The organism is Klebsiella sp. WP4-W18-ESBL-05 (assembly GCF_014169075.1).
GTDB classification, from domain to species: Bacteria; Pseudomonadota; Gammaproteobacteria; order Enterobacterales; family Enterobacteriaceae; genus Kluyvera; species Kluyvera ascorbata_B.
On the sequence record NZ_AP022057.1, the window covers coordinates 3691678 to 3717156 of the forward strand.

22 protein-coding genes are annotated in these 25479 nt (G+C 58.6%); 5 read left to right on the plus strand and 17 right to left on the minus strand.

Going from position 1 to position 25479, the window contains the following annotated elements; all coding sequences use genetic code 11:
* Positions 1-7: 7 nt before the first annotated feature.
* The 6 genes from recA to mltB all read right to left on the minus strand — a co-directional run bounded on the left by recA (position 8) and on the right by mltB (position 5508).
* Complete coding sequence (recA, locus tag H7R58_RS17600; RefSeq protein ID WP_182930144.1) at positions 8-1066, minus strand: recombinase RecA; 1059 nt, start codon at positions 1064-1066, stop codon at positions 8-10.
* 80 nt (positions 1067-1146) lie between these two features.
* Positions 1147-1644, minus strand: a complete 498-nt coding sequence (gene pncC / locus H7R58_RS17605; RefSeq protein WP_106928303.1) for a nicotinamide-nucleotide amidase — start codon at positions 1642-1644, stop codon at positions 1147-1149.
* Positions 1645-1783: 139 nt separating this feature from the next.
* A complete protein-coding gene (locus tag H7R58_RS17610) occupies positions 1784-2662 on the minus strand; it encodes a metal ABC transporter substrate-binding protein (RefSeq protein ID WP_182930143.1) in 879 nt (292 codons plus the stop codon).
* Between the two features lie 18 nt (positions 2663-2680).
* Positions 2681-3535, minus strand: a complete 855-nt coding sequence (locus H7R58_RS17615; RefSeq protein ID WP_182930142.1) for a metal ABC transporter permease — start codon at positions 3533-3535, stop codon at positions 2681-2683.
* Entirely contained in the window at positions 3532-4230 is a 699-nt protein-coding gene (locus H7R58_RS17620) for a metal ABC transporter ATP-binding protein (RefSeq protein WP_413774301.1), read from the minus strand. The genes H7R58_RS17615 and H7R58_RS17620 overlap by 4 nt, the downstream gene beginning before the upstream one ends.
* Before the next feature lie 207 nt (positions 4231-4437).
* A complete protein-coding gene (gene mltB / locus H7R58_RS17625; protein WP_106928295.1) occupies positions 4438-5508 on the minus strand; it encodes a lytic murein transglycosylase B in 1071 nt (356 codons plus the stop codon).
* Between the two features lie 201 nt (positions 5509-5709).
* Between mltB and gutQ the strand changes: the two genes are divergently transcribed.
* On the plus strand, positions 5710-6675 hold the full coding sequence (gene gutQ, locus H7R58_RS17630) for an arabinose-5-phosphate isomerase GutQ (RefSeq protein WP_106928293.1): 966 nt from the start codon (positions 5710-5712) through the stop codon (positions 6673-6675).
* On the opposite strand, the gene norR is transcribed toward gutQ, so the two are convergent.
* A complete protein-coding gene (gene norR / locus H7R58_RS17635) occupies positions 6672-8189 on the minus strand; it encodes a nitric oxide reductase transcriptional regulator NorR (protein WP_182930140.1) in 1518 nt (505 codons plus the stop codon). The genes gutQ and norR overlap by 4 nt on opposite strands.
* Positions 8190-8376: 187 nt before the next feature.
* Between norR and norV the strand changes: the two genes are divergently transcribed.
* Both norV and norW read left to right on the plus strand, forming a co-directional pair.
* Entirely contained in the window at positions 8377-9825 is a 1449-nt protein-coding gene (norV, locus tag H7R58_RS17640; protein ID WP_106928289.1) for an anaerobic nitric oxide reductase flavorubredoxin, read from the plus strand.
* The gene (gene norW, locus H7R58_RS17645; protein WP_182930139.1) at positions 9822-10955 is read left to right on the plus strand and encodes an NADH:flavorubredoxin reductase NorW; all 1134 of its coding nucleotides are present in this window, start codon (positions 9822-9824) and stop codon (positions 10953-10955) included. Before norV ends, norW begins: the two co-directional genes overlap by 4 nt.
* A gap of 44 nt (positions 10956-10999) precedes the next feature.
* Here norW and H7R58_RS17650 read toward each other — a convergent pair whose 3' ends face one another.
* The 5 genes from H7R58_RS17650 to H7R58_RS17670 form a co-directional block, all read right to left on the minus strand.
* Positions 11000-12016, minus strand: coding sequence for a HoxN/HupN/NixA family nickel/cobalt transporter (locus H7R58_RS17650; RefSeq protein ID WP_182930138.1), 1017 nt, complete (start codon positions 12014-12016; stop codon positions 11000-11002).
* Positions 12017-12027: 11 nt separating this feature from the next.
* Positions 12028-14253 carry a carbamoyltransferase HypF gene (gene hypF / locus H7R58_RS17655; RefSeq protein ID WP_182930137.1) on the minus strand — a complete coding sequence of 742 codons (2226 nt, stop codon included), beginning with the start codon at positions 14251-14253 and terminating at the stop codon, positions 12028-12030.
* Positions 14254-14259: 6 nt separating this feature from the next.
* A complete protein-coding gene (gene fdhF, locus H7R58_RS17660) occupies positions 14260-16410 on the minus strand; it encodes a formate dehydrogenase subunit alpha (protein ID WP_106928281.1) in 2151 nt (716 codons plus the stop codon).
* Between the two features lie 37 nt (positions 16411-16447).
* Positions 16448-16993 (minus strand): electron transport protein HydN, encoded by a 546-nt coding sequence (hydN, locus tag H7R58_RS17665; RefSeq protein ID WP_106928279.1) that lies wholly within the window; start codon positions 16991-16993, stop codon positions 16448-16450.
* A gap of 144 nt (positions 16994-17137) precedes the next feature.
* Positions 17138-18151 (minus strand): LacI family DNA-binding transcriptional regulator, encoded by a 1014-nt coding sequence (locus H7R58_RS17670; protein ID WP_106928277.1) that lies wholly within the window; start codon positions 18149-18151, stop codon positions 17138-17140.
* A 262-nt stretch (positions 18152-18413) separates the two neighbouring features.
* On the opposite strand from H7R58_RS17670, the gene ascF reads away from it, so the two are divergent.
* Complete coding sequence (gene ascF, locus H7R58_RS17675) at positions 18414-19865, plus strand: PTS cellobiose/arbutin/salicin transporter subunit IIBC (protein ID WP_106928276.1); 1452 nt, start codon at positions 18414-18416, stop codon at positions 19863-19865.
* Positions 19866-19886: 21 nt separating this feature from the next.
* Positions 19887-21311 (plus strand): 6-phospho-beta-glucosidase, encoded by a 1425-nt coding sequence (locus H7R58_RS17680; protein ID WP_182930136.1) that lies wholly within the window; start codon positions 19887-19889, stop codon positions 21309-21311.
* Positions 21312-21410: 99 nt separating this feature from the next.
* Here H7R58_RS17680 and hycI read toward each other — a convergent pair whose 3' ends face one another.
* From hycI to hycE, 5 genes are all read right to left on the minus strand, one after another.
* On the minus strand, positions 21411-21890 hold the full coding sequence (gene hycI, locus H7R58_RS17685) for a hydrogenase maturation peptidase HycI (protein WP_182930135.1): 480 nt from the start codon (positions 21888-21890) through the stop codon (positions 21411-21413).
* A complete protein-coding gene (locus H7R58_RS17690) occupies positions 21883-22293 on the minus strand; it encodes a formate hydrogenlyase maturation HycH family protein (RefSeq protein ID WP_106928271.1) in 411 nt (136 codons plus the stop codon). The genes hycI and H7R58_RS17690 overlap by 8 nt, the downstream gene beginning before the upstream one ends.
* Entirely contained in the window at positions 22290-23057 is a 768-nt protein-coding gene (locus H7R58_RS17695; protein WP_106928269.1) for an NADH-quinone oxidoreductase subunit B family protein, read from the minus strand. Before H7R58_RS17695 ends, H7R58_RS17690 begins: the two co-directional genes overlap by 4 nt.
* The gene (locus H7R58_RS17700) at positions 23057-23599 is read right to left on the minus strand and encodes a formate hydrogenlyase complex iron-sulfur subunit (RefSeq protein ID WP_106928267.1); all 543 of its coding nucleotides are present in this window, start codon (positions 23597-23599) and stop codon (positions 23057-23059) included. Before H7R58_RS17700 ends, H7R58_RS17695 begins: the two co-directional genes overlap by 1 nt.
* A gap of 164 nt (positions 23600-23763) precedes the next feature.
* The gene (gene hycE / locus H7R58_RS17705) at positions 23764-25473 is read right to left on the minus strand and encodes a formate hydrogenlyase subunit HycE (RefSeq protein ID WP_182930134.1); all 1710 of its coding nucleotides are present in this window, start codon (positions 25471-25473) and stop codon (positions 23764-23766) included.
* Between the last annotated feature and the right edge of the window lie 6 nt (positions 25474-25479).

The following is a 25479-nucleotide window of genomic DNA, read 5'->3' on the forward strand; positions in this document are numbered from 1 at the left end:
GAGGTTATCAGAAGTCTTCGTTGGTTTCTTCAACGTTGTTGTTATCAACAACGAAGTCAGGTTTATCGTCCTGGTTATTGAGCAGCAGTTCGCGTACCTTCTTCTCAATTTCTTTCGCCGCAGCCGGGTTTTCTTTCAGCCAGGAGATCGCGTTCGCTTTGCCCTGACCGATTTTATCGCCGTTGTAGCTATACCAGGCACCTGCTTTTTCAATCAGCTTCTCTTTCACGCCGAGATCGACCAGTTCGCCGAAGAAGTTGATGCCTTCGCCATAGAGGATCTGGAATTCAGCCTGTTTGAACGGCGCCGCAATTTTGTTCTTCACAACCTTCACGCGGGTTTCGCTGCCGACAACGTTGTCGCCCTCTTTCACCGCGCCGATACGACGGATGTCCAGACGAACGGAAGCGTAGAACTTCAGCGCGTTACCACCGGTGGTGGTTTCCGGGTTACCGAACATCACGCCGATTTTCATACGGATCTGGTTGATGAAGATCAGCAGGGTGTTGGACTGTTTCAGGTTACCCGCCAGCTTACGCATCGCCTGGCTCATCATACGTGCCGCAAGGCCCATGTGAGAGTCGCCGATTTCGCCTTCGATTTCCGCTTTCGGCGTCAGCGCCGCGACGGAGTCGACCACGATAACGTCTACTGCACCGGAACGTGCCAGCGCGTCACAGATTTCCAGCGCCTGTTCGCCGGTATCCGGCTGGGAGCACAGCAGGTTGTCGATATCGACGCCCAGCTTGCGCGCATAAACCGGGTCCAGCGCGTGTTCAGCATCGATGAACGCACAGGTTTTACCTTCACGCTGCGCTGCGGCGATAACCTGCAGCGTCAGGGTCGTTTTACCGGAGGATTCAGGCCCGTAGATTTCGACGATACGGCCCATTGGCAGGCCGCCTGCGCCCAGCGCGATATCCAGTGACAGCGAACCGGTGGAGATGGTTTCCACATCCATGGTACGGTCTTCACCCAGACGCATGATGGAGCCTTTACCGAATTGCTTTTCGATCTGGCCCAGCGCTGCCGCCAACGCTTTCTGTTTGTTTTCGTCGATAGCCATTATTACTCCTGTCATACCGGATGAAACCGGATAGTGAATTCTGTTCTGTTGAGGCAATTATACTGTATGGTCATACAGTATCAAGTATTTTGTAGAAATTGTTGCCAGAGGAGTTTTAGCGCGAAAGCCGTCGCCTGTCGGCGCACTGATTCACGGTCGCCGGAGAAACATTCACACTGGGTCACCCCCTGCCCGCTGGCGCTGGCAACGCCAAACCACACGGTGCCTACCGGTTTTTCCGCGCTGCCGCCGTCCGGCCCGGCAATGCCGCTAACCGAGACCGCAAAGTCTGCTCGTGCCGCGCGCAGCGCGCCAATTGCCATTTCGACGACCACGGGCTCGCTAACCGCACCGTTCTGTTCCAGCGTCACTTCCCGCACGCCGATCATCTGCGATTTAGCCTCATTGCTGTAGGTGACAAAACCGCGTTCAAACCATGCGGAACTGCCCGCTACGTCGGTGATGGTTTTGGCAATCCAGCCGCCGGTGCAGGACTCGGCGGTGGTCATCGTCGCGCCGCGCGCTTTCAGCGCCAGGCCGACCTGCTCGCTCAGCTGCAGTAATTCTGAATCTGTCATTGTCGCTCCGCTTAAGCCGGATAAAGAGGCCATCAAAGATAGCACTTTCAGCACAGATATGGGGATGGGGTGGCGATTTTACGAGGGACATTCCGAAATTGCATCGCCCCGACGACGTCGGGGCGAAACGGCGAGAAATTTAGCGCATGCTGGCGGCAATCAACTGGACATTATGACGCAACATTTTCACGTAGCTGTCTGCAACGCCGCCGGGCTTTGACAGCGCTTCGGGATAAAGTTCGCCACCCGGCTGCGACCCCGTGGCCGTGGCAATCTGTTGTACCAGACGCGGATCGAGCTGGTTTTCCATAAACCAGGTGTGCACGCCGTCGGCCTGAATCTGCTTAATCAGCGCCGCAACCTGCGCCGCGCTGGCCTCGCTTTCCGACGACAGCCCCTGCGGAGCCAGGAAGGTCACGCCGTAGGCGCGGGAGAAATAACCGAAGGCATCGTGGCTGGTTAAGACTTTACGTTTCGCCTGCGGAATGCCGTCGAACTGTTTTTTCGCCCAATCATGCACTTCGTTCAGTTGCCCGATATAACGCTCGCCGGAGGCTTTTAACGCCGCGCTATCCTGGGGGTCGGCCTTGATCAACCCGTTCATGATGTTTTGCGCATACAGCGCGCCGTTAGCCGCGCTGTTCCAGGCATGCGGGTCGGTCACTATTTTTCCATCCTCATCCAGCGTGTGCGTCTTCACGCCGGTTGATGCAACCACCAGCTCCCCTTTAAAGCCAGAGGCTTTAATTAACCGGTCGATCCACCCCTCGAGCCCCAGCCCGTTCACCACCACCACATCCGCCTTGCTGAGCAGCGCGCTGTCTTTCGGCGACGGCTCAAAGGTATGCGGGTCGCCGTCCGGACCAACCAGCGTGTCGACATGTACGTGCTCGCCGCCAATTTGCTGCACCATATCACCCAGCACGGAAAAACTGCTGACCACGTTCAGCGTTTTCGCCATTACCCCCTGCGCCGTTATCCCGAGCGCCAGCGCCAGAATCACCCCAATACGCTTCATGTTTTCCCCTTATCGTCTTCAATTTCGCCAGCTGACGGTCAGCCGACTACGCTTGCCAAAAAATACCGAAACCAAAAAAACGCCGCTGGCGGTCAGCACAATCGACGGTCCAGCGGGGAGATTAGCCGCCCACGACAGGCTCAATCCCATCCACGCACAGACGCTGCCCATCAGCGCCGCCAGCAGTAAAATCCCCGGCAGCGTTTGCACCCAACAGCGTGCAGCCACGGCAGGCAGCATCATCACGCCCACGGCCATCAGCGTACCGAGCACCTGAAAACCGGCGACCAGGTTAAGCACCAGCAGCGCCAGGAACAGCCCATGAAGCACAATCGGCAGCCAGCGTGCATTGACCTGTAGCCAGGCGCTGTCAAAGGCTTCGCTCACCAGCCCACGATAAAACAGCGCGATACAGATAAGCGTCAGGCTGGCAACGCCCGCCACAAACAGGGCCGCGTTGCTGTCCACCGCCAGTATTGAGCCAAAAAGCAGGTGCAGCAGGTCGACGTTAGAACCGCGCAGCGAGACCAGCGTGACGCCCAGCGCCAGCGAGCCAAGATAGAACCCGGCAAAACTGGCGTCCTCCTTTAACGGCGTTCGGCGGCTCGCCCAGCCGGCAATCAGCGCCACCGCTATTCCGGCGATAAAACCGCCGACGGTCATCGCCAGCAGCGACATGCCGTTCACCAAATACCCCACCGCCACGCCCGGCAGAATGGCATGCGACAGCGCATCGCCCATTAAGCTCATGCGCCTTAGCAGCAGAAAAACGCCGAGCACGGTGGTACTCAACGACAGCGCCAGGCAGACCACCAGCGCACGGCGCATAAAGCCAAACTCAATAAAGGGTTGAAAAAAGGTATGCCAGATCATGCGCGCCTCACCGATTCAAACGCGGGCAATACATCATGGGTATGCCCCCAGCAGGCGTTGTTTTCCGCCAGCAGCAGCGTTTGCGGAAAGTAATCAGCCACCCGCTGGTTATCGTGCAGCACCGCCAGCACGGTCTGCCCCTGCTGATGCATTTCCTCAATCACCCCCATCAAATCAAACGTGGTCGCTTCATCAATGCCGGTAAATGGCTCGTCCAGCATGACCAGCGGCGCGCGTTGCACCAGTACGCGGGCGAACAGCATGCGCTGAAACTGACCGCCGGAGAGGGACTCAATCGGTGCGGTGGCCATGGCCGCCAGCCCAACCCGCGCCAGCGCGGCCTGGATGCGGCGCCGTACGTCGCGGCCAATTCCGCGCAGCAGCGAAATCCGCGGCCAGGTTCCCTGGCTGACGACATCAATCACCGTCAGCGGGAACTGCGACTCCAGCGCGTGACGCTGCGCCAGCCAGCCGATCGTTGGCCGCGACGGAGTCCAGCGCATAACGCCGCTGACCGGCGGAATAAATCCGGCCAGCGTTTTTAACAGGGTAGATTTGCCGCAGCCGTTCAGACCGACAATGGCCGTCATGCTGCCCTTGTGAATCATGCCGCTGAGAGCAGGCGTAATCGCCCGCCCTTCATAGCCGACAACGAGGTTATCGAGTTCAATCATGGCAGCGCGACCGCCCACCATACCGCCAGCCACAGCGCAGCCAGAAGCATCCCCGCCAGCCAAAGCCGCGCGCCAGCGGAAGCCATAAAAACAGGAGTCAAAATCTTCGCCTCATAATTTGATGTTATAACATAACAATATAGAATGAGCGCTACGATGTAAACGGCTGGAAATGATGCAAGATGTAACTGACACCTCTCCGGACGGAGAGGTGCAGGAGAGGAAAGATTACTGCGCGCGAGCCTGAGACACCGCCAGGCCTAGCTGCCACACCGCCATAGCGTAGTGGGTGCTGTGGTTATAGCGCGTGATGGTGTAGAAGTTCGGTAAGCCGTACCAGTACTGATAGCCAGTACCGATATCCAACCGCAGCAGGCTGGCCTGCTGGTGGTTACCTAAAGGCTGCATCGGCGTCAGGCCAGCCGCCGCCAGCTGCGATACGCTGTATTTGGTTTTAAAGCCGTTGTCCAGGCCCGGCGCCTGACCCATCGCCTGTACGGCCACCGCATCGCCGCTCACCCAGCCATGCTGCTTGAAGTAGTTTGCCACGCTACCGATGGCATCTTCAGGGTCCCACAGGTTGATATGGCCATCACCGTTGAAGTCGACGGCGAACTCCTTATAGGACGACGGCATAAACTGTCCGTAGCCCATCGCACCAGCGAACGAGCCTTTCAGATCCAGCGGATCGTCTTGTTCATCACGCGCCATCAGCAGGAAGGTTTCCAGCTCGCCGGAGAAGTACGCCGCGCGGCGCGGGTAGTTGAAGGAGAGCGTCGCCAGCGCATCAAGAATGCGGGTTTTACCCATTACACGGCCCCAGCGGGTTTCAACGCCAATGATACCGACGATGATCTCAGGCGGCACGCCGTACACCTGCTGCGCGCGCTGTAACGCGCCTTGATACTGGTTCCAGAACGCCACGCCGTTCTGCACGTTATCCGGGGTAATAAACTGTTTGCGATAGCGCAACCACGCACCGTTCGGCCCGGTCGGCGGCAGACCGGTCGGCGCCTGTCGGTCCATCAGGCGCAGAACATAGTCCAGACGTTTCGCCTGAGAGAGAATTTCGTGCAGCTGCTGTCGGTCAAAGCCGTGCTTGCTCACCATCTTGTCGATGAACTGCTCCGCCGCCGGATTATTGGCAAAGTCGCCGCTCGGCATCATGGCATTATGCTGGGGTTCAAGAAGGAAACCGCCGGAGGTTTGTGCCGGTGATTCAGCCGTTTTCGGTTTGCTGCTACAGGCAGCGAGCAGGACACACAGGGGGAGTAAAGCCAGAACGCGACGCTTCAACATGGGACTTCCATTTAACAATATCAGCAAGAGTTAAATATGGTAAAGCATCCGCCGCGCTGCAAGGAAGCGCCTTCGCATCCGGCGGGGAAAAAAATCGCCGCCGTCGAACAATCATGATGCAATCGATGATCTCAACGGCCGGAATGTTTTATCATCGCCGCGCAAAACGGACCGTGTACGCGCTAATTATCGGAGAAAGTCATGAGTGATTTTTTGTTAGACGCCGGGCGTAAGGCCCTGTTACTGGAACTACAGGAAGCCAGCCGCCTGCCCGATCGCCTCGACGATACCTTTGTTCAGGCGGCAAAAGCCATTCTCGGCTGCCAGGGCAAACTGATCGTTTCCGGAATGGGCAAATCCGGCCATATTGGCAAAAAGCTGGCCGCCACCTTTGCCAGCACCGGCACCCCGGCTTTCTTCGTCCATCCTGCAGAAGCACTGCACGGCGACCTGGGTATGGTTGAAAGTCGCGACGTCATGCTGTTTATCTCCTACTCCGGCAGCGCCAAAGAACTCGACTACATTATTCCGCGCCTCAAAGAGAAAGCCGTTACGCTGCTGGCGATGACCGGCAAAGCCAATTCACCACTGGCGCTAGCCGCCGACGCGGTGCTGGATATCTCCGTCGAACGCGAAGCCTGTCCAATGCACCTGGCGCCGACGTCCAGCACCGTCAACACCCTGATGATGGGCGATGCGCTGGCGATTGCCGTTATGCAGGCGCGCGGCTTTAGTGAAGAAGATTTTGCCCGCTCGCATCCGGCCGGCGCGCTCGGCGCGCGTCTGCTTAATCGCGTGCACCACCTGATGCGCAAAGAGGCTGATATTCCCCAGGTCAACGTGCATGCCAGCGTGATGGACGCCATGCTTGAACTGAGCCGCACCGGTATGGGGATGGTGGCGGTGTGCGATGATGTTTTGCAGGTTCACGGCGTGTTTACCGACGGCGACCTGCGCCGCTGGCTGGTGGGCGGCGGTTCACTGGCCGATAGCGTCAACGAGGCGATGACCAAAGGCGGCGTAACGATTCACGACCAGGCGCGCGCGATCGACGCCAAAGAAAAGCTGATGAAACTGAAAATCAGCGCCGCCCCGGTGGTGGACGAAGAACACCGTCTGGTCGGCGCGATTAACCTGCAAAACTTCTATCAGGCCGGGATCCTTTAATCCTTCAGGCCCAGACGCTTCGCCAGCCGATGCAGGTTGGCGACGTCTGTCTCCAGCGCTCTGGCGCTGGCCGCCCAGTTATTCTGATGCGCCGACAGCGCCTGGCGAATCATCTGCCGCTGAAAATGCTCGGTCGCATCGCGCAGGTTTTGCACCGTTGGCGCAACCGGCATTGTTTCAACAACCGACGTATGCGCGCCTTCCTGTAAGGCAAAATGCGGCGCCTCCAGCACCACTTCACCGCTGCTGCGGGTCGCCCGCGCCAGCACCACCGCGCGATGTACCGCATGTTCCAGCTCGCGTACGTTTCCTGGCCAACCATAGTTTTGCAGATGCGCACGCGCTCCGTCGCTCAACACTACGCGGGAAAGGCCCAGCCGCAATCGGCACTGTTCGCAAAAATAGCCCGCCAGCAGCAGCACATCGTCGCCACGCTCGCGCAGCGGCGGTACGGAAAGCGGAAACACGCTCAAACGATGGAACAGGTCGGCGCGGAAGTGACCGGCCAGCACCTCTTCACGCAGATCGCGGTTGGTCGCCGCCAGCACGCGCACGTCAACCCGCAGGCTTCGGTCATCGCCCACTCGCTGAATATCGCCATACTGCAACACGCGCAGCAGCTTGGCCTGTAGCGCCAGCGACAGCTCGCCAATTTCATCTAAAAACAGCGTGCCGTTATCGGCCATTTCAAACTTGCCGCTGCGGTTGCTGATGGCGCCGGTAAACGCGCCTTTAACATGACCAAACAGCTCGCTTTCGGCCACGCTCTCCGGCAGCGCGGCGCAGTTGAGGTACACCAGTGGGCTGACCGCGCGCGGTGAACCTTCATGAATCGCTTTCGCTACCAGCTCCTTCCCGGTGCCGGTCTCACCGCTGATCAGCACGTTAAGATCAGAGGCAGCAACAATCTCAATCTCTTTTTTGAGCTGCATCATGCCCGGCGACAGGCCAATCATCTGCGTCTCTTTTACCTGCTCAAAATCGCCCGGCGTACCCGGTAACATGTTCTGGCTTTCGAGCTGTTCAATCAGCAGCGCGTTACTCAGCGCACCGGCCGCCAGCGCAGCAATCAGCCTGAGCTCTTCATCGCTGAAGATGTCGAACTGATCCGGTGACATACCGTCGAGCGTCAGCGCACCAATCAGGTTCTGCCCGGCAAATAGCGGCAGACCAACGCAGGCGTGCACTTTGAGGCTCTCCTGGCCGGGGATCAGCCCGTCGTAGGGATCGGGCAGCGAGCTGTCCGCCGGGAAACGCACGACGTCCCCCGCACGAGCAATCGCCTCTAACCGCGGGTGGCCCTCCAGCGTAAAGCGCCTGCCCAGCACATCTTTGGCCAGGCCATCAATGGCCAGAGGAATAAACTGCCGCGCTTCATAGCGCAGCAGCGCCGATGCATCGCACTCCAGCACCTGGCGCAGCGTGGTAATCAGCCGCTGGAAGCGATCCTGATGGCCAACACCGCGCTGCAGTTCAATGGCAATACCGGCCAGTACGTCAACGGAAAAACTCATCGCTACCTCACTGTCATTTTGACAATGCATCATGTCATATTGACAATTTAATGCATAGTCATTTTGACTAACAAAAAAGAGGTATAAATAAATTAAACCATAAAAATCAATGAATTAAAAAGTTGGCACGCAACCTGCAATTAGCAATACATCTTTTTTGAAAAACGCTGAATTAATTGAGGTTGCTATGTCTATTCTGGTTAAAAATAACATTCATTGGGTTGGCCAACGTGACTGGGAAGTGCGCGATTTCCACGGGACGGAATACAAAACGCTGCGCGGCAGCAGCTACAACAGCTACCTGATTCGCGAAGGCAAAAACGTCCTGATCGATACCGTTGACCATAAATTCAGCCGTGAATTCGTCCAGAACCTGCGCAGCGAAATCGACCTTGCCGATATCGACTACATCATTATTAACCACGCGGAAGAGGACCACGCCGGTGCGCTGACCGAGCTGATGTCGCAAATCCCGGACACCCCCATTTACTGCACCGCCAACGCCATTGACTCCATCAACGGTCACCACCATCATCCGGAATGGAACTTCAACGTGGTCAAAACCGGTGACAGCCTGGACATCGGCAACGGTAAACAGCTGATCTTCGTCGAAACCCCGATGCTGCACTGGCCGGACAGCATGATGACCTACATGACCGGCGACGCCGTGCTGTTCAGTAACGACGCCTTCGGCCAGCACTACTGCGACGAACGCCTGTTCAACGACGAAGTTGACCAGACCGAGCTGTTCGAACAGTGCCAGCGCTACTACGCCAATATCCTGACGCCGTTCAGCCGTCTGGTGACGCCAAAAATCACCGAGATCCTCGGCTTCAACCTGCCGGTCGATATGATTGCCACCTCCCACGGCGTGGTATGGCGCGACAACCCGACGCAGATCGTTGAGCTGTACCTGAAATGGGCGGCGGATTATCAGGAAGACCGCATCACCATCTTCTATGACACCATGTCCAATAACACCCGCATGATGGCGGATGCGATTGCCCAAGGGATCAACGAAGTCGACCCGAACGTGGCGGTAAAAATCTTTAACGTCGCCCGCAGTGATAAAAATGAAATTCTGACCAACGTTTTCCGTTCTAAAGGGGTTCTGGTCGGCACCTCCACCATGAACAACGTGATGATGCCGAAAATTGCCGGCCTGGTGGAAGAGATGACCGGTCTGCGCTTCCGTAACAAACGCGCCAGCGCCTTTGGGTCTCACGGCTGGAGCGGTGGTGCGGTCGACCGTCTGTCCACCCGTTTGCAGGATGCCGGTTTCGAGATGTCGCTGAGCCTGAAGGCGAAATGGCGACCGGACCTGGATGCGCTGGAGCTGTGCCGCCAGCACGGTCGTGAAATCGCCCGTCAATGGGCGCTGGGTCCGCTGCCGGAAATGACCGCCGCTTCCACCAGCGCAAAAGAAGCGTGCGCCTGTGCCGCAGCAGCAGCTGCCGACCTCGGCCCAAGCATGCAGTGCAGCGTGTGTCAGTGGATCTACGACCCAGCCAAAGGCGAACCGAATCAGGACGTCCAGCCTGGCACCCCGTGGAGCGACGTTCCGGATAACTTCCTGTGCCCGGAATGTTCATTAGGCAAAGACGTCTTCGACGTACTGGCAACGGAGGCAAAATGACTCATGGCATTGTGATCGTTGGCTCGGGCTTCGCCGCCCGCCAACTGGTGAAAAACATCCGTAAACAGGATGCGAGCGTCAGACTGACGCTCATCGCCGCCGACAGCATCGACGAGTACAACAAACCGGATCTGAGCCACGTGGTCAGCCGGGGGCAAACGGCCGCCGACCTCACGCTGCAAACCGCCGGCGAGTTTGCCGAGCAGTACAACCTGAATCTGTTTCCGCAGACCTGGGTGAGCGGAATTGATGCCGAGGCCCATACGGTGAAGAGCCAGAATCAGGTCTGGCAGTACGATAAACTGGTCCTCGCCACCGGCGCCTCGGCGATGGTACCGCCGGTACCGGGCAAAGAGCTGATGCTGACCCTTAACAGCCAGCAGGAGTTCGGGGCCGCACAGAGCACCCTGCGCGATGCACAACGGGTGCTGATTATTGGCGGCGGTTTGATCGGCAGCGAGCTGGCGATGGATTTCTGCCGCGCCGGTAAAGCCGTTACCGTCGTCGACAGCTCGGCCAGCATTCTGGCGTCGCTGATGCCGCCGGAAGTCAGCAGCCGCCTGCAGCATCGCCTGACCGACATGGGGATCCATCTGCTGCTGAAAACCCAGCTACAGTCGCTGGAACAAACCGCCACCGGCATTCGTGCCCGCTTCGATCGCGATCGCCACATTGAAGTCGATGCCGTTGTGGCCGCCGCCGGCCTGCGCCCGGAAACGGCGCTGGCCCGCATGGCGGGTCTGGAGATTAACCGCGGCGTGAAGGTCGACGGTACGCTGCGCACCAGCAATCCGGATATCTACGCGCTGGGCGACTGCGCCGAGATTAACGGGGCGGTAATGCCATTCCTGCAGCCGATTTTAATGAGCGCCATGTGCCTGGCGAAAAACCTGCTCGGTCAGTCCGGGGAGCTGAAGCTGCCAAACATGTTGGTGAAGGTGAAAACGCCGGATCTGCCGCTGCATCTGGCCGGTGAAACCCGCCGTCAGGATTTGAACTGGCAGATCGAAACCCGCGCCGACGGTATGCTGGCGCAGGGCTACGATGCCGACCAAAAATTACGAGCGTTCGTGGTCAGTGAAGAGAGAATGAAGGAAGCGTTTGGGTTGTTGAAGCTGCTCGCCAGCTAAGCACGAGCAGCTTGCCGGATAGCGGCGTAAACGCCTTATCCGGCCTACCGCACCACCAGCGCGTCATAATTACGCCAGCGATAGTTCACCATCGACACCAGCCAGCACAGGGCGAACAGCCCAATCACCACAAACCCCGCATTACCGAGGTTATCGCTCAGCACGGCAACGTCATTCCACAGGCCGCCGGTCAGCCTGAACTTATCCATAATCAGCCCCAGCGCTTCCAGCCCGCCAATAAACAGCGCCACCACCACAGAAGCACCGGTAATGGTCATATTGTAGTAAAGCTTACGCTGCGGCTTATTGAAGGCCCAACCATAGGCGCCGACCATCAGAATATTATCCAGCGTATCCACCAGCGCCATACCGCTGGCAAACAGTGCCGGGAATACCATAATCGACCACATCGACATCCCGCTGGAGGCGCTGGCGGCAGAGATACCCAGTACGCCAATTTCGGTCGCTGTATCAAAGCCCAGGCCAAACAGGAAGCCGACCAGGTACATATGCCAGCTTTTGCCAATCAGCCGGAAGGTACGGCTGAATAGCGCGTTCATCAACCCACCGGAGATCGGTGCGTCAGCGGAAACCGATTCCCCTTTCTTCAGCGCCTGGAAGCTGCGCCACACGCCGCGCAAAATCACCAGGTTCACCAGCGCCATCGCCAGCAGGAACACGGCGGAGACGGCGGTACCAATAATGCTGCCGGTGTCGTGGAACCAGCCCATCTTATGCTGGAAGGCCGTCGCCGTCGCGGCAATCGCCACTGACGCTAACACCACAATCGAGGAGTGCCCCAGCGAGAACCAGGCGCCGACGCCAAACGGACGTTTGCCCTGCTGCATCATTTTGCGGGTGACGTTATCAATGGCCGCAATATGGTCCGCATCGACCGCATGGCGCAGACCGTAGCCCCACGCCAGCAGGCTGGCGGCCATCAGCGCGCCGTTATGACCAAATGCTTGCCATGCCCAACCCCAGGCCAGTAAGTTCGCCATCACCAAAGCCAGCACCAGCAGCGACGCACGCGGCTGTTGACGAAGAACATTCCACAACATGAATTACTCCTTTAAATCAGATGACGAGCCGCCGCAATCACGGCCTGTCCGTATGAAATTGCTCCGTCCCCGGCGGGTAACCGCTTCGGAAAAAGCAAAGTGAAATCGTGTAAATAGTGCATCAGCCGCGCACGCAGCAGCGCGTTGTGCAGCACGCCGCCGCCGAAGGCCAGGGTGGAGACGCCTGCCTGCCGCGCGTGATGGCGCATCAGCTCGGCGATGCCCTGCGCCAGCGTGTCGTGAAACGCCCACGCTTTTTGTGCAGGCGTCGCCTGCCAGCGCAGCCAGGTTTCCCAGAACGACGCAAGATCGAGATAGCGCTCGCGTACCGGCATCGTGACCGGGTGGCGAATGCCGTCACAGACCGCGGCCAGCGCTTCAAGCCGGCATGCTGCTTCGCCTTCATAGCTCAGCGTCTGCGGTGCACAGCCCAGCGCGCAGGCCACGGCGTCAAACAGTCGGCCACAGGAAGAGGCCTGCGGGCTATTGATCCCGCGCGCCATAGCCTGCTTCAGCAGCGGCCAGTTTTGTTGCTGTAAAGTCCGGGTTTCGCTGAAAGACAACCAGTCAGGCACAAACGCCAGGCATTGAGCCAGCAGGTTACGCCACGGCTGCTTCGCCGCCAGATCGCCCCCCGGCAGCGCTACCGGCGGCAGACCGCCGAGATGTTCGCATTCCCGGTAGCTCACGCACAGGCACTCGCCGCCCCACAGCGCGCCGTTTTCCCCCATGCCGATGCCATCGAGCGCCATCGCAATCACTTCTCCGCCGTCAAGCGGCCAGTCGTGCTCCGCCAGGCAGGCGGCAATATGCGCGTGATGATGCAACACGCGCTGTACCGGTAGCGGGCTGTGTTCGGCCCAGCGTGACGAGCGGTAGCCATCATGCGCGTCAGCCACGACCGCCTGCGGCGTAAAATCATAGATGGCCTGCATCAGGCCCAGCGCCTGCCGCCACTGGCTTTCTACGCCGTCGTCGGTCAGATCGCCAAAGTGCTGGCTCACCACCGCCTGGTCACCGCGCACCAGGCAGAAAGTATTTTTCATGTCTGCGCCAAGACACAGCATGGGCGGCACGTCGCGAAAGCCCGGCGGCAGCGGCAGCGCGTCCGGCACAAAGCCACGTGAACGGCGCAGCATTTCGCCGCTCTGGCGCACCACGGAGTCATCCATACGCTGCACGATATCGCGGTTGTGCAGCAGAAAACCGTCGGCAATGTCCGCCAGATCCGCCAGCGCCTGCACGTTACTCAGCGCCGGTGGTTTGCCGCTCAGATTGCCGGAGGTCATCACCAGCGGGCGATCCGCGCCCTGTATCAGCAGGTGCTGAAGTGGGTTGGCGGGCAGCATCACACCCACCTCGGCAAGCGCTGGCGCAATGGCCTCGCAAAGCTGCGCCACGCGGGCTTTATCGACCAGCACAATCGGCGCGGCGGGCGTTTGCAGCAGCGAGCGGGCATCCATCGGCAGCGCATCGGCGTTTGCTAGCATCACCGCCAGCGGTTTCGCCGGGCGACGTTTTCGTTCGCGCAGTCGGGCTACGGCCTCGCCGTTTGTGGCATCACAGGCCAGATGAAAACCGCCAATGCCCTTTACCGCCACGATGCCGCCGGCCTTCAGCAGCGCGATGGCGGCGGTCAGCGCGGCCTCTTTCTGCTCGCGCTGGTCGCCGCTGTGCCACGTCAGCCAAGGACCGCATTCCGCGCAGGCCACCGGCTGGGCGTGAAAGCGCCGATCGTAAGGGTTGCGATACTCCGCCGCGCACTGCGGGCAAAGCGGAAACGCCGCCATCACCGTGAAAGGTCGGTCATATGGCATGGCGTTGATAATGGTAAAGCGCGGCCCGCAGTGGGTGCAGTTAATAAACGGATAGCGGTAGCGCCGCTGCTGCGGGTCGTTCATTTCCGCCAGACAGGCTGGACAGGTTGCGGCATCCGGCACGATTTGCGTGCTCATCGCCCCCGCGCCGCTCTGACGGATAGTAAATTCGCTGGGTAAGGTCGGCCACGCAAAGGGCTCGACCTGGGTACTGTCGATGCGTGCAAGCGGCGGACAGTGCTGGTACAGCGCGGCGATAAAATCGACTTCATCGCCGTACAGGCGCAGCAGTACGCCCGCGCCGTCATTACAGACATCGCCCAGGCAGCCGCGCTGCTGCGCCAGCTGCCACACAAAGGGCCGGAAGCCCACGCCCTGTACTTTTCCGCAAATGCGGATCTGCACACCGTTTGCACGCATAGTGATTTACCCGTGTACCGCCGCTTTCAGACGCATTTTCATCGACTGATAGCTTTGTAACGCATGATTTTCGGCCCAGTGCTGATCCTCAATCGCTTCCACTTTTACCGCGCAGTACTTGGTTTCCGGCGTTTTGGAAATCGGGTCGAGATTGTCCTGGGTCAGTTCGTTGCAGGCGCCAATCCACCATTGGTAGGTCATGTATACGCTGCCTTGGTTGATACGTTCGCTGACGTTAGCGCGGGTGATAACTTTGCCACGGCGTGAAGAAACCCAGACCAGCTGTTTGTCCTGCACGTTCAGCAGTGCGGCATCCTGCGGGTTAATCTGCACGAAGCCAGGTTCATCGGCCAGCGACTGCAGCGCTGCGCAGTTACCGGTCATCGAGCGGCAAGAGTAGTGCCCCACCTCACGCACCGTACACAGCACCAGCGGGAATTCGGCGTCCGGGCTTTCCGCAGGCGCACGCCACGGCGCGGCAAACAGATGGCCCTTACCGTCCGGCGTGGCAAACGCGTTGCCTTCATAGAGGTATGGCGTACCGGGATGGTCCAGCGTCGGGCAAGGCCACTGCACGTGGCCCATGTCACCCATTTTTTCGTAGGTCACACCGTAGAACAGCGGGCACAGCTCGCGCATTTCGTCCCAAATCTGCTGGTTATTGTCATAGTGCATCGGATAGCCCATTTCGGTGGCGATCAGGCTGATAATGTCCCAGTCACGCTTCACGTTATAGGTCGGTTCGATGGCTTTTTCGAAACGCTGGAAGCCGCGGTCAGCACAGGTAAAGACGCCGCCGTGTTCGCCCCAGGAGGTCGCTGGCAGCAGCACGTCCGCCTGTTCGGCGGTTTTGGTCATAAAGATGTCCTGCACCACCACGAAATCGAGCGCCTCAAACCCTTTGCGCACCAGGCCCAGATCGGCCTCCGTTTGCAGCGGATCTTCGCCCATGATGTAGTAGGCTTTGACCTTCCCTTCGAGCGCCAGGTGCGGGACTTCGGTAATGCGTACGCCGACTTTGTCATCCATTACGCTGGCATCAATGCCCCACGCCTTGGCGAACTTCGCGCGTACCTGCGGGTCAACCACATCCTGATAGCCGGGGAACTGGTTTGGCAGCACGCCCATATCACAGGCGCCCTGTACGTTGTTCTGTCCACGCACCGGGCCCACGCCAACGGCTTCGCGCCCGAGGTTGCCGGTCAGCAGCGCCAGGCTTGCCAGCCCTTTCACCACGTCAACCGCCTGACCAAACTGGGTCACGCCCATCCCCCACATAATGGTCGCCGACGGTGCCGCCGCATAGGTGCGCATCGCCTGACGTACCTGTGCAGCAGGAATGCCGGTCAGCGATTCCACCGCTTCCGGCGCGTAGTCTTTCACCACTTCACGCATCTCTTCCAGCCCGGTGGTGTAGCGGGCGACGTATTCTTTGTCGTACAGCTCTTCTTCCAGCAGCACGTGGGCAAACGCGTTCACCAGCGCCATGTTGCTGCCGTTACGCATCTGTAAGTGCTGATCGGCAATGCGCGCGGTTTCAATTTTGCGCGGATCGCAGACGATAATTTTGGCCCCTTTCTCTTTGGCCTTAATAACCCGACGCGCCACGATCGGGTGCGAGTCAGCGCAGTTGTAGCCAAAGACCAGCAGGCAGCGGGAGTTTTCAATATCGCCGATGCTGTTACTCATCGCGCCGTTGCCCAGTACGTCCTGTAAACCTGCGACGGATGGGCCGTGGCACACGCGGGCGCAGCAGTCGACGTTATTGGTATGCAGCACGCCGCGGGCGAATTTTTGCATCACATAGTTGGTTTCATTGCCGGTACCGCGCGATGACCCGGTAGTCATAATGGCGCGCGGGCCGAATTCAGCTTTAATGTCGCCAAGGCGCTTCGCGGTGTAACGAATCGCTTCATCCCAGCTCACGGGGGTCAATTTGCCGCCCTTCTCATAGCGGATCATCGGCTGCGTTAAGCGAGGCGTCAGCAGCTGGGTGTCGTTAAGGAAGTCCCAGCCGTAGTAGCCTTTCAGGCACAGCTCGTTCTGGTTGGTTTGGCCGTTGGCGGCTTCGGCACGAATAATTTTACCGTTGTCGACAACCAGTTTCAGTTTGCAACCCGCGCCACAATAAGGGCATACGCTCGTGATTTTTTTCATCAGTAACAGACCTGTTAAAAGAGAAATCTAAGGATGATTAAAGAGAGATAGACGCGGCGCTTTCCAGCGCGGCGCGACGGCGTTTTTCCGCGCTCAGCTGTTCCAGCTTGTCGCGGTCAACGCAAAACAGCGCGTGTGTCGGGCACGCTTCCATACAGGCAGGGCCGGCTTCACGATGGAAACAGAGGTCGCATTTATTGGCTTCCGCTTTTTCCGCGCGTACCTTCAGGCCCGCGCCGCTGTCGCGAACGACCGGACGCACCACCACTTCCATGGCGCCGTACGGGCAGGCCACCACACAGGTTTTACAGCCGATGCAGCGCTCCTGCATGACGTGAATAAACCCTTTGTCGCGAATGATAGCGCCGTTCGGACAGACGTTGGCGCACGGCGCGTCTTCGCACTGACGGCAGGCGGTGGCGGTCGATACATCCACGCCTTTGATAACGTGAATACGGGGCAGGAAAGACTGTGGCGTCAGTGCGGCGCAGTCCTGGTCCTGCTGGTGAGAAACAACGCAGGCGACTTCGCACGTACGACAGCCAATACATTTACTCGCATCAGCGATGATGAAACGGTTCATCAACTTCTCCAGCTATGACAGTGATTGCGCGGGAGGATGCATTATTCGAGCCAACTTTTACAAAGTTGATTTTTAAGGATATTATTTAGATTAACCGTGAAGATTCGCTGTCATCGTCACTAATGACGATGACAGCTGACGACGCTAGCGGTGGGGACCCGCCGCGATGGAGTCACGGGCGATCAGTTCACCGGGGAAGGTTTGCTGGTATTTAAAATCGCCGCCGTCGAGCATAAAAATAAGCCGGTGGATGGTCTCTTTAATCATTTCCGTCACCGGAATACGTACGCTTGAAAGTGACGGAACCATATAGGGTGCCAATGTGATATCGTCGAAGCCAATCACCGACACCTGCTGTGGCACCGCGATATCGCGATCGTGGAGGCGCTTGATTGCCCCCACAGCCATATCATCGTTACTTGCCACCAGCGCACTAAACGGCACCTGCCGCGTCAGCAGCGTGTCAACGCCCGCGGCACCGGTGGCCGGCGTCCATTTACCTTCAACAATCAGCGCGTCACGCACCGCAATGCCGTGCTGAGCCAACGCGTCTTTGTAACCCGAGAGGCGCTCAATGCCGGTTGGCGAATCGAGCGAGCCGGTAATAAACGCAATATCGCGATGGCCCAGCGCGATTAAGCGCTCCACCGCCATCTGGCTGGCATTTTTTTGATCGCAATAGACACAGTGGCTGCTGTTGCGCCGCAGCCGACGGTTAATCACCAGCACCGGCTGGGGCTGCTGCTCAATCATGTCGTCAATTTCGTCGACGCTTAAAAAACGCGGATAAATAATAATGCCGTCGCAGCGCAGGTCGAGCAGATACTGAATGGCCTCCCGCTCTTCCTCCGCGCTGTGCTTGCCGTCCGCCAGCACCAGCCGTCGCCCCTGATCTTCCGTCATGCTTGCCGCGTGGTACAACAGTTCACTGAAGTACACGCCGTGATAAAGGGTATTGGTGACCACCAGCCCCAGCGTCTGCGTCTTTTTCGTCGCCAGGTTACGCGCCAGCAGATTCGGCCGATAGCCGCTCTCTTCAATGGCCAGAAACACCCGATCTTTTGTTTCCTGGCTGACGTAACCGTTGCCCGATAGCACCCGCGATACGGTGGCTTTCGATACGCCCGCCCGTCGTGCCACCTCTAGCATCGTCGTCATCGTTGTTCCTTTAAGAAATGATCTGTCAGCAGTGTACTTCACCGTCTGAGGATTTTCAGCAACGGCAAAACCGCGGCAAAAGGGGTCTTCACGCTTTCATGTGATCGGTTTCACGAATTAATTAAAAACAAAAATTAGATCTTGCCGCAACAAAATAAACACCAGATGATTATGTGGAACCGGTTTCCTATACAACGTTTCATCGCCGACCATCCTCGGCCGATGCGCGACAAGTACCCTACTGATAAAACAGGATTTTCCGATGGCTAAAAATTATGCGGCTCTGGCGCAATCCGTGGTGAACGCGCTGGGCGGCGTGGATAATATCGCCGCCGTCACGCACTGCATGACCCGTCTGCGCTTCGTGCTCAAAGACGATTCGCAGGTTGATAGCGCCACGCTTAAAGGCATCAGCGGCGTGATGGGCGTGGTACGTACCGACAGCCAGTGCCAGGTGATCATTGGCAACACCGTCTCGCAGGCCTACCGCGAAGTGGTCAGCCTGCTGCCCGGCGATCTTCAGCCAGCCGTTCCGGTCGGGAAGCCCAAACTCACCTTCAAGCGCGTCGGCGCGGGAATACTCGACGCGCTGATCGGCACCATGTCTCCGCTGATCCCGGCGATTATCGGTGGATCGATGGTCAAACTGCTGGCCATGATCCTCGAAATGACCGGCGTGCTGTCGAAAGGTGCGCCAACGCTGACCATTCTGACCGCGATCGGCGACGGCGCGTTCTTCTTCCTGCCGCTGATGGTCGCCGCCTCGGCGGCGGTAAAATTCAAAACCAATATGTCGCTGGCAATTGCTATCGCCGGGGTGCTGGTGCATCCCAGCTTTATTGAGTTGATGGCAAAGGCCGCTCAGGGCGAGCACGTTGAGTTCGCTTTTATTCCGGTGACGGCGGTGAAATACACCTACACCGTGATACCGGCGCTGGTGATGACCTGGTGCCTGTCTTATATCGAGCGCTGGGTCGATCGGATCACACCGGCAGTCACCAAAAACTTCCTGAAACCCATGCTGATCGTGCTGATTGCCGCCCCGCTGGCGATCGTCCTGATCGGCCCGATTGGCATCTGGATCGGTAGCGCTATCTCCGCGCTGGTGTACACCATTCACGGCTATCTGGGCTGGCTGTCTGTCGCCATTATGGGCGCCCTGTGGCCGCTGCTGGTGATGACCGGGATGCACCGCGTGTTTACCCCCACCATCATTCAGACCATCGCCGAAACCGGCAAAGAAGGGATGGTGATGCCGTCAGAAATCGGCGCTAACCTGTCGCTCGGCGGCTCGTCACTGGCGGTCGCATGGAAAACAAAAAACCCGGAGCTGCGCCAGACCGCGCTGGCGGCAGCGGCTTCGGCGATTCTTGCCGGTATCTCTGAACCGGCGCTGTACGGGGTGGCGGTTCGCCTGAAACGCCCGTTAATCGCCAGCCTGATTAGCGGCTTTATCTGCGGCGCCGTCGCCGGTATCGCCGGTCTGGCGAGCCACTCAATGGCCGCACCGGGTCTGTTCACCAGCGTACAGTTCTTCGATCCCGCCAATCCGATGACTATCGTATGGGTGTTTGGCGTCATGGCGCTGGCGGTGGTGCTGTCGTTCGTGCTGACGCTGATCCTCGGCTTTGAGGATATTCCGGTAGAGGATGCCGCCGCCGATGCGCGTCAACGCCAGGCAACCGCCCCGGCCGCCGCGGCCCGCGTGGCATAATTTTTAATAGCGAGGTAACGCATGTCGACATTTCCGCAAGGATTTCTCTGGGGCGGCGCCATTGCCGCCAACCAGGCCGAAGGGGCCTATCTGGAAGGCGGTAAAGGCCTGACAACCGTGGATATGATTCCGCACGGCGCCAACCGTCTGCCGGTCAAACTCGGCCTGGAAAAACGCTTTGCGTTGCGCGATGACGAGTTCTATCCAAGCCATCAAGCGATCGATTTCTATCATCGCTACAAAGAAGATATTGCCCTCATGGCAGAGATGGGCTTTGGCGTATTCCGTACCTCCATTGCCTGGAGCCGTCTGTACCCCAACGGCGATGAACTGACGCCAAATGAGGAAGGTATCGCCTTTTACCGCGACCTGTTCCGCGAGTGCAAAAAATACGGTATCGAGCCGCTGGTCACCCTGTGCCACTTTGATGTTCCGATGCATCTGGTGACCGAATACGGTTCGTGGCGTAATCGCAAAATGGTGGCGTTTTTCACCCGCTATGCGCGCACCTGCTTTGAGGCGTTCGACGGGCTGGTGAAATACTGGCTGACCTTCAATGAAATCAACATCATGCTCCACAGCCCGTTCTCCGGCGCCGGGCTGGTGTTTGAAGAGGGGGAAAACCAGGATCAGGTGAAATACCAGGCCGCGCATCACGAACTGGTGGCCAGCGCATTGGCCACCCAAATTGCCCACGAGGTCAACCCGCAAAACCAGGTCGGCTGTATGCTGGCGGGCGGTAACTTCTACCCGTACTCCTGTAAGCCTGAAGACGTGTGGGCAGCGCTGGAGAAAGATCGCGAGAACCTGTTCTTTATCGATGTACAGGCGCGCGGCGCGTACCCGGCCTATTCCGCCCGCGTTTTCCGCGAGAAAGGCGTCACCATCGCGAAAGAAGCGGGAGACGACGAGGCGCTGAAGCACACCGTCGATTTCGTGTCGTTTAGCTACTACGCCTCGCGCTGCGCCTCGGCGGAGATGAACGCCAACAACACCAACGCGGCAAACATAGTCAAGTCACTGAAAAACCCGTACATCGAGGCCAGTGAATGGGGCTGGGGCATCGACCCGCTCGGCCTGCGAATTACCATGAACATGATGTATGACCGCTACCAGAAGCCGCTGTTCCTGGTGGAAAACGGCCTGGGCGCCAAGGACGTGGTCAACGCCGACGGGCAGATCGACGACGATTACCGCATCAGCTATCTGCGCGAACATATCCGCGCAATGGGTGACGCCATTGAAGACGGCGTACCGCTGATGGGCTACACCACCTGGGGCTGTATTGACCTGGTGGCGGCCTCTACGGGGGAGATGAGCAAGCGCTATGGGTTTGTCTACGTTGACCGCGACGATGCGGGGAACGGCACGCTGGCGCGGACGCGTAAAAAGTCGTTCTGGTGGTATAAGAAGGTGATTGCCAGCAACGGGGAAGATTTGGCGTAAAAATAGGGTGCCGGATGGCGGCGTTGCCTTATCCGGCCTACCAGAAACGTGCCGTACGTAGGCCGGATAAGCGAAGCGCCACCCGGCATCACAAACGGATCAACACGACTCGTCGTCCTCAGCCTCTAACTGCGCAAACCCGCCGTTCTCCTGCCAGTTTTCCAGCCGCTGATACACCACCTCAACCGCGTCTTTAATGGCCTGAGTCATTGGGTAATAAAAGCCCACGATATCCGGCTGAATGCCGAGGAAAATCACCTCGCCCACGTCGTCTTTCAGCTGATCGATCAGATAGTTCAGCGGCATATTGTGGGTGGTCATCATAAACATCTCGGCGATGTCGTCCGGATCGATAATACGTATTTCGCCCGGATTCAGCCCCATATCGGTAGCGTCAACAATCAGCAGACGTGCAGGGTTCAGCTCGCGAATCGCCACGATGTCATTTTCCGGCGCACTGCCGCCGTCAATCACGACCCACGCCCCTTTCGGCTGGGCGGCGCACATTTCAGCGAGCAGCGGACCGGCGCCGTCATCGCCCATCATGCTATTGCCAACACAGAGTAAAACGTCAGTCACGGAGCCTCCTGACCATCAGGTAGATGGCGCTTTCTTGATAAATGGCATGCAGCATATTGAGCATCGCTTCGCTCCACGCCTGCTGTTCCGGCGTCTGGCGTGCGCGCGCTTTGTCAAACGCGTTGGCCAGCATCGACACGTGGTTACTGTCGATAACAATTTCGCCGTATTTCGGCACCCCTTCCATTTTCCGCCGCGCCGTACTGCCCTCTTCCAGCGTAGCTATCCACGCCCGATAGTCATCCCACGGGCAGGTCAGCGCGGCTTCCAGGCAATCGATGACCCCAAGGTGGTGGCCAATCGCCAGGCTGTAATAGACAACCTGCTGCGCCTCGGAAGGCGTTGCATCGTTCTCATCAATGAATTTACGGCTCAGTTGACTGAACACCACCTGTTCGCTCATCGAATTCGCGCTCCTTCTACCACATGACCCAGTTGCGTGACGATTTCCGTCAGACGCGGATCGTTTTCTGCCTCCAGCCACTGCTGAACCCGCTCGTCACCCTGCCCCAAATGCAGCATATAGTCGTCCGCAATCTGACGACCGTAGCGGTAGCCCGCCAGGCGACGCGCGGCGCGGTCAACCTGAACGCGCAGCGGCTGCACCATATCCGGATGGAGGATTTCGGCAGGCTGTGCATCCAGCTCGCCCGGCGCGCGGGCATGGATTTTCTGCTCCAGCAGACCCAGCGCCATGGCAAAGCCGTACAGCGTAGCGGCAGGCGTTGGCGGGCAGCCGGGGATGTACACGTCGACCGGCACGATTTTGTCGGTGCCGCCCCAGACGCAGTACAAGTCGTGGAAGATACCGCCGCTGTTACCGCAGGCTCCGTAAGAGATACAGATTTTCGGGTCCGGCGCAGACTGCCAGGCGCGCAGCGCCGGTGAACGCATAGCGCGCGTCACCGCACCGGTAAACAGCAGAATGTCGGCGTGGCGCGGCGATGGCACCACTTTAATGCCAAAACGTTCAGCATCAAACAGCGGTGACAGCGTGGCGAAAATTTCGATTTCGCAGCCGTTGCAGCCGCCGCAGTCGACGCGGTAAACGTAGGCGGAACGCTTAATGTTTTTTAGCAGCGACGCTTTCATGCTGGCGATAGATTCGTCTACCGTCATCGGCACTGGCATGCCGTTATCGTCGCGTGGCCCGATTAAGTTGCTCATCAGATGGCCTCTTTCATGTGGCGAGTCAGGTCAATACGGTCGGAGGGCACCAGACATTTCTGACGCTTACATTCCGGGCAGGTCTCAAAGCTTTCACGGTGGTGTTCCGCGCGGCTGTCACCGTTGTGCTTGAGAATTTCAATCGCGTAATCAATCTCTTTTTGCACCGCAAACGGACGCTGACACACGCGGCAGTTGCAGATATCGAAGCGAGACTGCTGGAGGAAATCTTCTTTTTTCCACACCGCCAGCTCATATTCCTGAGACAGCTTGATCGCCGCGGTCGGGCACACTTCTTCACAGCGACCGCAGAAAATGCAGCGACCGAGGTTGAACTGCCACGCCAGCTGATTGGCGGCGAGATCGGTTTCCACCGTCAGCGCGTTCGACGGGCAGGCGTTGACGCATGCCGCGCAGCCGACGCACTGCTGCGGGTTGTGTTCCGGTTTGCCGCGGAAGTTTTTATCCACCGGCATCGCTTCCAGCGGATAAGACGAGGTGGTCACGCCGGTTTTAATGGCTTTTTTAATAAAGGTAAACATAGTTGCTCCCGGATGCGTGCGGGGTTTTACCCTCACCCTAGCCCTCTCCCTGAAAGGGAGAGGGAACAGATCGGCGTTGTCAGTGAATACGCACGCGATCTGCCCTTCCCCCTCGCCCCTTTGGGGAGAGGGTCGGGGTGAGGGACCCCCACGCAATGCCCCAATTATTTCAGCGGCGAGTTCTTACGCTCGATGCTGTAGCGCTCAAGCTCTTTATACGGCACGACCTTGCTTTTCTTCTTACGCACGTCGACCACGGTCATGCGGTCGGTACAGGAGTAGCAAGGATCGAGGCTACCGATAATCAGCGGCGCATCGGAAACGGTGTTACCACGCAGCATATAGCGCAGGGTCGGCCAGTTGGCGTAGGTCGCCGCACGGCAGCGCCAGCGGTACAGCTTCTGGTTGTCGCCGGTCATGCTCCAGTGGATATCATCGCCGCGCGGCGCTTCCGAGAAGCCCAGCGCAAAGCGATGCGGAATGTAGGTGAAACCTTCCACCGCCAGCGGGCCGCCCGGCAGGTTATCAAGGCCGTAGTCAATCATGTTCAGCGCGGTGAACACTTCGTTGATACGCACTTTCAGACGGGAAATCACGTCGCAGCCCTGTTCGCTGTGCACTTCCATCGGCAGCAGACCGTAACCGACAAACGGGTGATCGGCGCGGGTGTCGCGGGCGTGGCCGCTGGCGCGGACCATCGGGCCGACGTTACTGAAGTCACGGGCGATTTCCGGGTCCAGACGACCGATACCGACGGTACGCTGTTCCATGTTCGGCGTGCTCAGCAGAATATCCACCAGATCCTGCACGTCGCGGCGCATCTGCTGCGCCAGCTGACGGGTCTGGATCATGTCGTCTTTCAGGAAGTCACGACGAATACCGCCAATCAGGTTCAGGCCGTAGGTTTTACGCGCGCCGGTGAGGATTTCTGCCATTTTCATAGAGGCTTCACGCACGCGGAAGAACTGCATAAAGCCAGAGTCAAAGCCGGTGAAGTGACACGCCAGGCCGAGGTTCAGCAGGTGCGAGTGCAGGCGCTCAACTTCCAGCAGGATGGCGCGAATCATCTGTGCGCGTTCCGGTACCACGATGCCCATCGCATTCTCGACGGAGGTGGTGTAGGCGGTGCTGTGGGCAAAGCCACAGATGCCGCACACGCGGTCAGACAAGAAGGTGACTTCGTTGTAGCCCATACGGGTTTCCGCCAGTTTCTCCATGCCGCGGTGGACATAGAACAGACGGTAGTCGGCGTCGATAATGTTCTCGCCGTCAACGAACAGACGGAAGTGTCCCGGTTCGTCGGACGTCACGTGCAGCGGGCCAATCGGCACCACGTTGTTTTTCTTGGTGCCCAGCTCGTTGATGAACTCGTAGGTTTCCGCATCGGTGGTCGGTGCCGGGCGCTGGCGGTAGTCCATGCTGTCTTTACGCAACGGGTACAGCTCGTCCGGCCAATCGTCCGGCAGCACCAGACGACGCTCGTCCGGCAGGCCGACCGGGCGCAGACCGTACATGTCACGCACTTCGCGTTCGCCCCATACGGCGGCAGGTACGCGCGGCGTAACGGACGGATACTCCAGGGTGTTGGCGTCCACTTCGACGCGCACGGTGATCCAGCACTTAGTGCCCTTCTCCATCGACAACACGTAGTAAACGGCGTAATGACCGTTCAGCTTACGTTCATCGTTGCCAAACAGCACCGACAGCCAGCCGCCCTGCTGGTAGTAAAGAAACTCGACGACTTCCGGCAGGTAGTTCACCTTCACGGTAATCGTTAACTGGTCTTTGGTCTGCCAGGCTTCGTCCAGCACCACGCCCGGGTAGGCCTGGTGCAGCGCGGCGAGGTAGTGTTGACCCACTTTTTCTTCAGACATGCTCAC

What these genes read in the sequence shown, in the direction of transcription:
- H7R58_RS17610 (WP_182930143.1), bottom strand. Translation starts at nt 2,662, where the DNA reads ATGAAGCGTATTGGGGTGATTCTGGCGCTGGCGCTCGGGATAACGGCG.
- H7R58_RS17620 (WP_413774301.1), bottom strand. Translation starts at nt 4,230, where the DNA reads ATGGTGGGCGGTCGCGCTGCCATGATTGAACTCGATAACCTCGTTGTC.
- mltB (WP_106928295.1), bottom strand. Translation starts at nt 5,508, where the DNA reads ATGTTGAAGCGTCGCGTTCTGGCTTTACTCCCCCTGTGTGTCCTGCTC.
- H7R58_RS17650 (WP_182930138.1), bottom strand. Translation starts at nt 12,016, where the DNA reads ATGTTGTGGAATGTTCTTCGTCAACAGCCGCGTGCGTCGCTGCTGGTG.
- hypF (WP_182930137.1), bottom strand. Translation starts at nt 14,253, where the DNA reads ATGCGTGCAAACGGTGTGCAGATCCGCATTTGCGGAAAAGTACAGGGC.
- pncC (WP_106928303.1), bottom strand. Translation starts at nt 1,644, where the DNA reads ATGACAGATTCAGAATTACTGCAGCTGAGCGAGCAGGTCGGCCTGGCG.
- norW (WP_182930139.1), top strand. Translation starts at nt 9,822, where the DNA reads ATGACTCATGGCATTGTGATCGTTGGCTCGGGCTTCGCCGCCCGCCAA.
- norR (WP_182930140.1), bottom strand. Translation starts at nt 8,189, where the DNA reads ATGAGTTTTTCCGTTGACGTACTGGCCGGTATTGCCATTGAACTGCAG.
- H7R58_RS17700 (WP_106928267.1), bottom strand. Translation starts at nt 23,599, where the DNA reads ATGTTTACCTTTATTAAAAAAGCCATTAAAACCGGCGTGACCACCTCG.
- hydN (WP_106928279.1), bottom strand. Translation starts at nt 16,993, where the DNA reads ATGAACCGTTTCATCATCGCTGATGCGAGTAAATGTATTGGCTGTCGT.
- H7R58_RS17615 (WP_182930142.1), bottom strand. Translation starts at nt 3,535, where the DNA reads ATGATCTGGCATACCTTTTTTCAACCCTTTATTGAGTTTGGCTTTATG.
- H7R58_RS17670 (WP_106928277.1), bottom strand. Translation starts at nt 18,151, where the DNA reads ATGACGACGATGCTAGAGGTGGCACGACGGGCGGGCGTATCGAAAGCC.
- gutQ (WP_106928293.1), top strand. Translation starts at nt 5,710, where the DNA reads ATGAGTGATTTTTTGTTAGACGCCGGGCGTAAGGCCCTGTTACTGGAA.
- H7R58_RS17695 (WP_106928269.1), bottom strand. Translation starts at nt 23,057, where the DNA reads ATGAGCAACTTAATCGGGCCACGCGACGATAACGGCATGCCAGTGCCG.
- H7R58_RS17690 (WP_106928271.1), bottom strand. Translation starts at nt 22,293, where the DNA reads ATGAGCGAACAGGTGGTGTTCAGTCAACTGAGCCGTAAATTCATTGAT.
- H7R58_RS17680 (WP_182930136.1), top strand. Translation starts at nt 19,887, where the DNA reads ATGTCGACATTTCCGCAAGGATTTCTCTGGGGCGGCGCCATTGCCGCC.
- norV (WP_106928289.1), top strand. Translation starts at nt 8,377, where the DNA reads ATGTCTATTCTGGTTAAAAATAACATTCATTGGGTTGGCCAACGTGAC.
- ascF (WP_106928276.1), top strand. Translation starts at nt 18,414, where the DNA reads ATGGCTAAAAATTATGCGGCTCTGGCGCAATCCGTGGTGAACGCGCTG.
- fdhF (WP_106928281.1), bottom strand. Translation starts at nt 16,410, where the DNA reads ATGAAAAAAATCACGAGCGTATGCCCTTATTGTGGCGCGGGTTGCAAA.
- hycE (WP_182930134.1), bottom strand. Translation starts at nt 25,473, where the DNA reads ATGTCTGAAGAAAAAGTGGGTCAACACTACCTCGCCGCGCTGCACCAG.
- recA (WP_182930144.1), bottom strand. Translation starts at nt 1,066, where the DNA reads ATGGCTATCGACGAAAACAAACAGAAAGCGTTGGCGGCAGCGCTGGGC.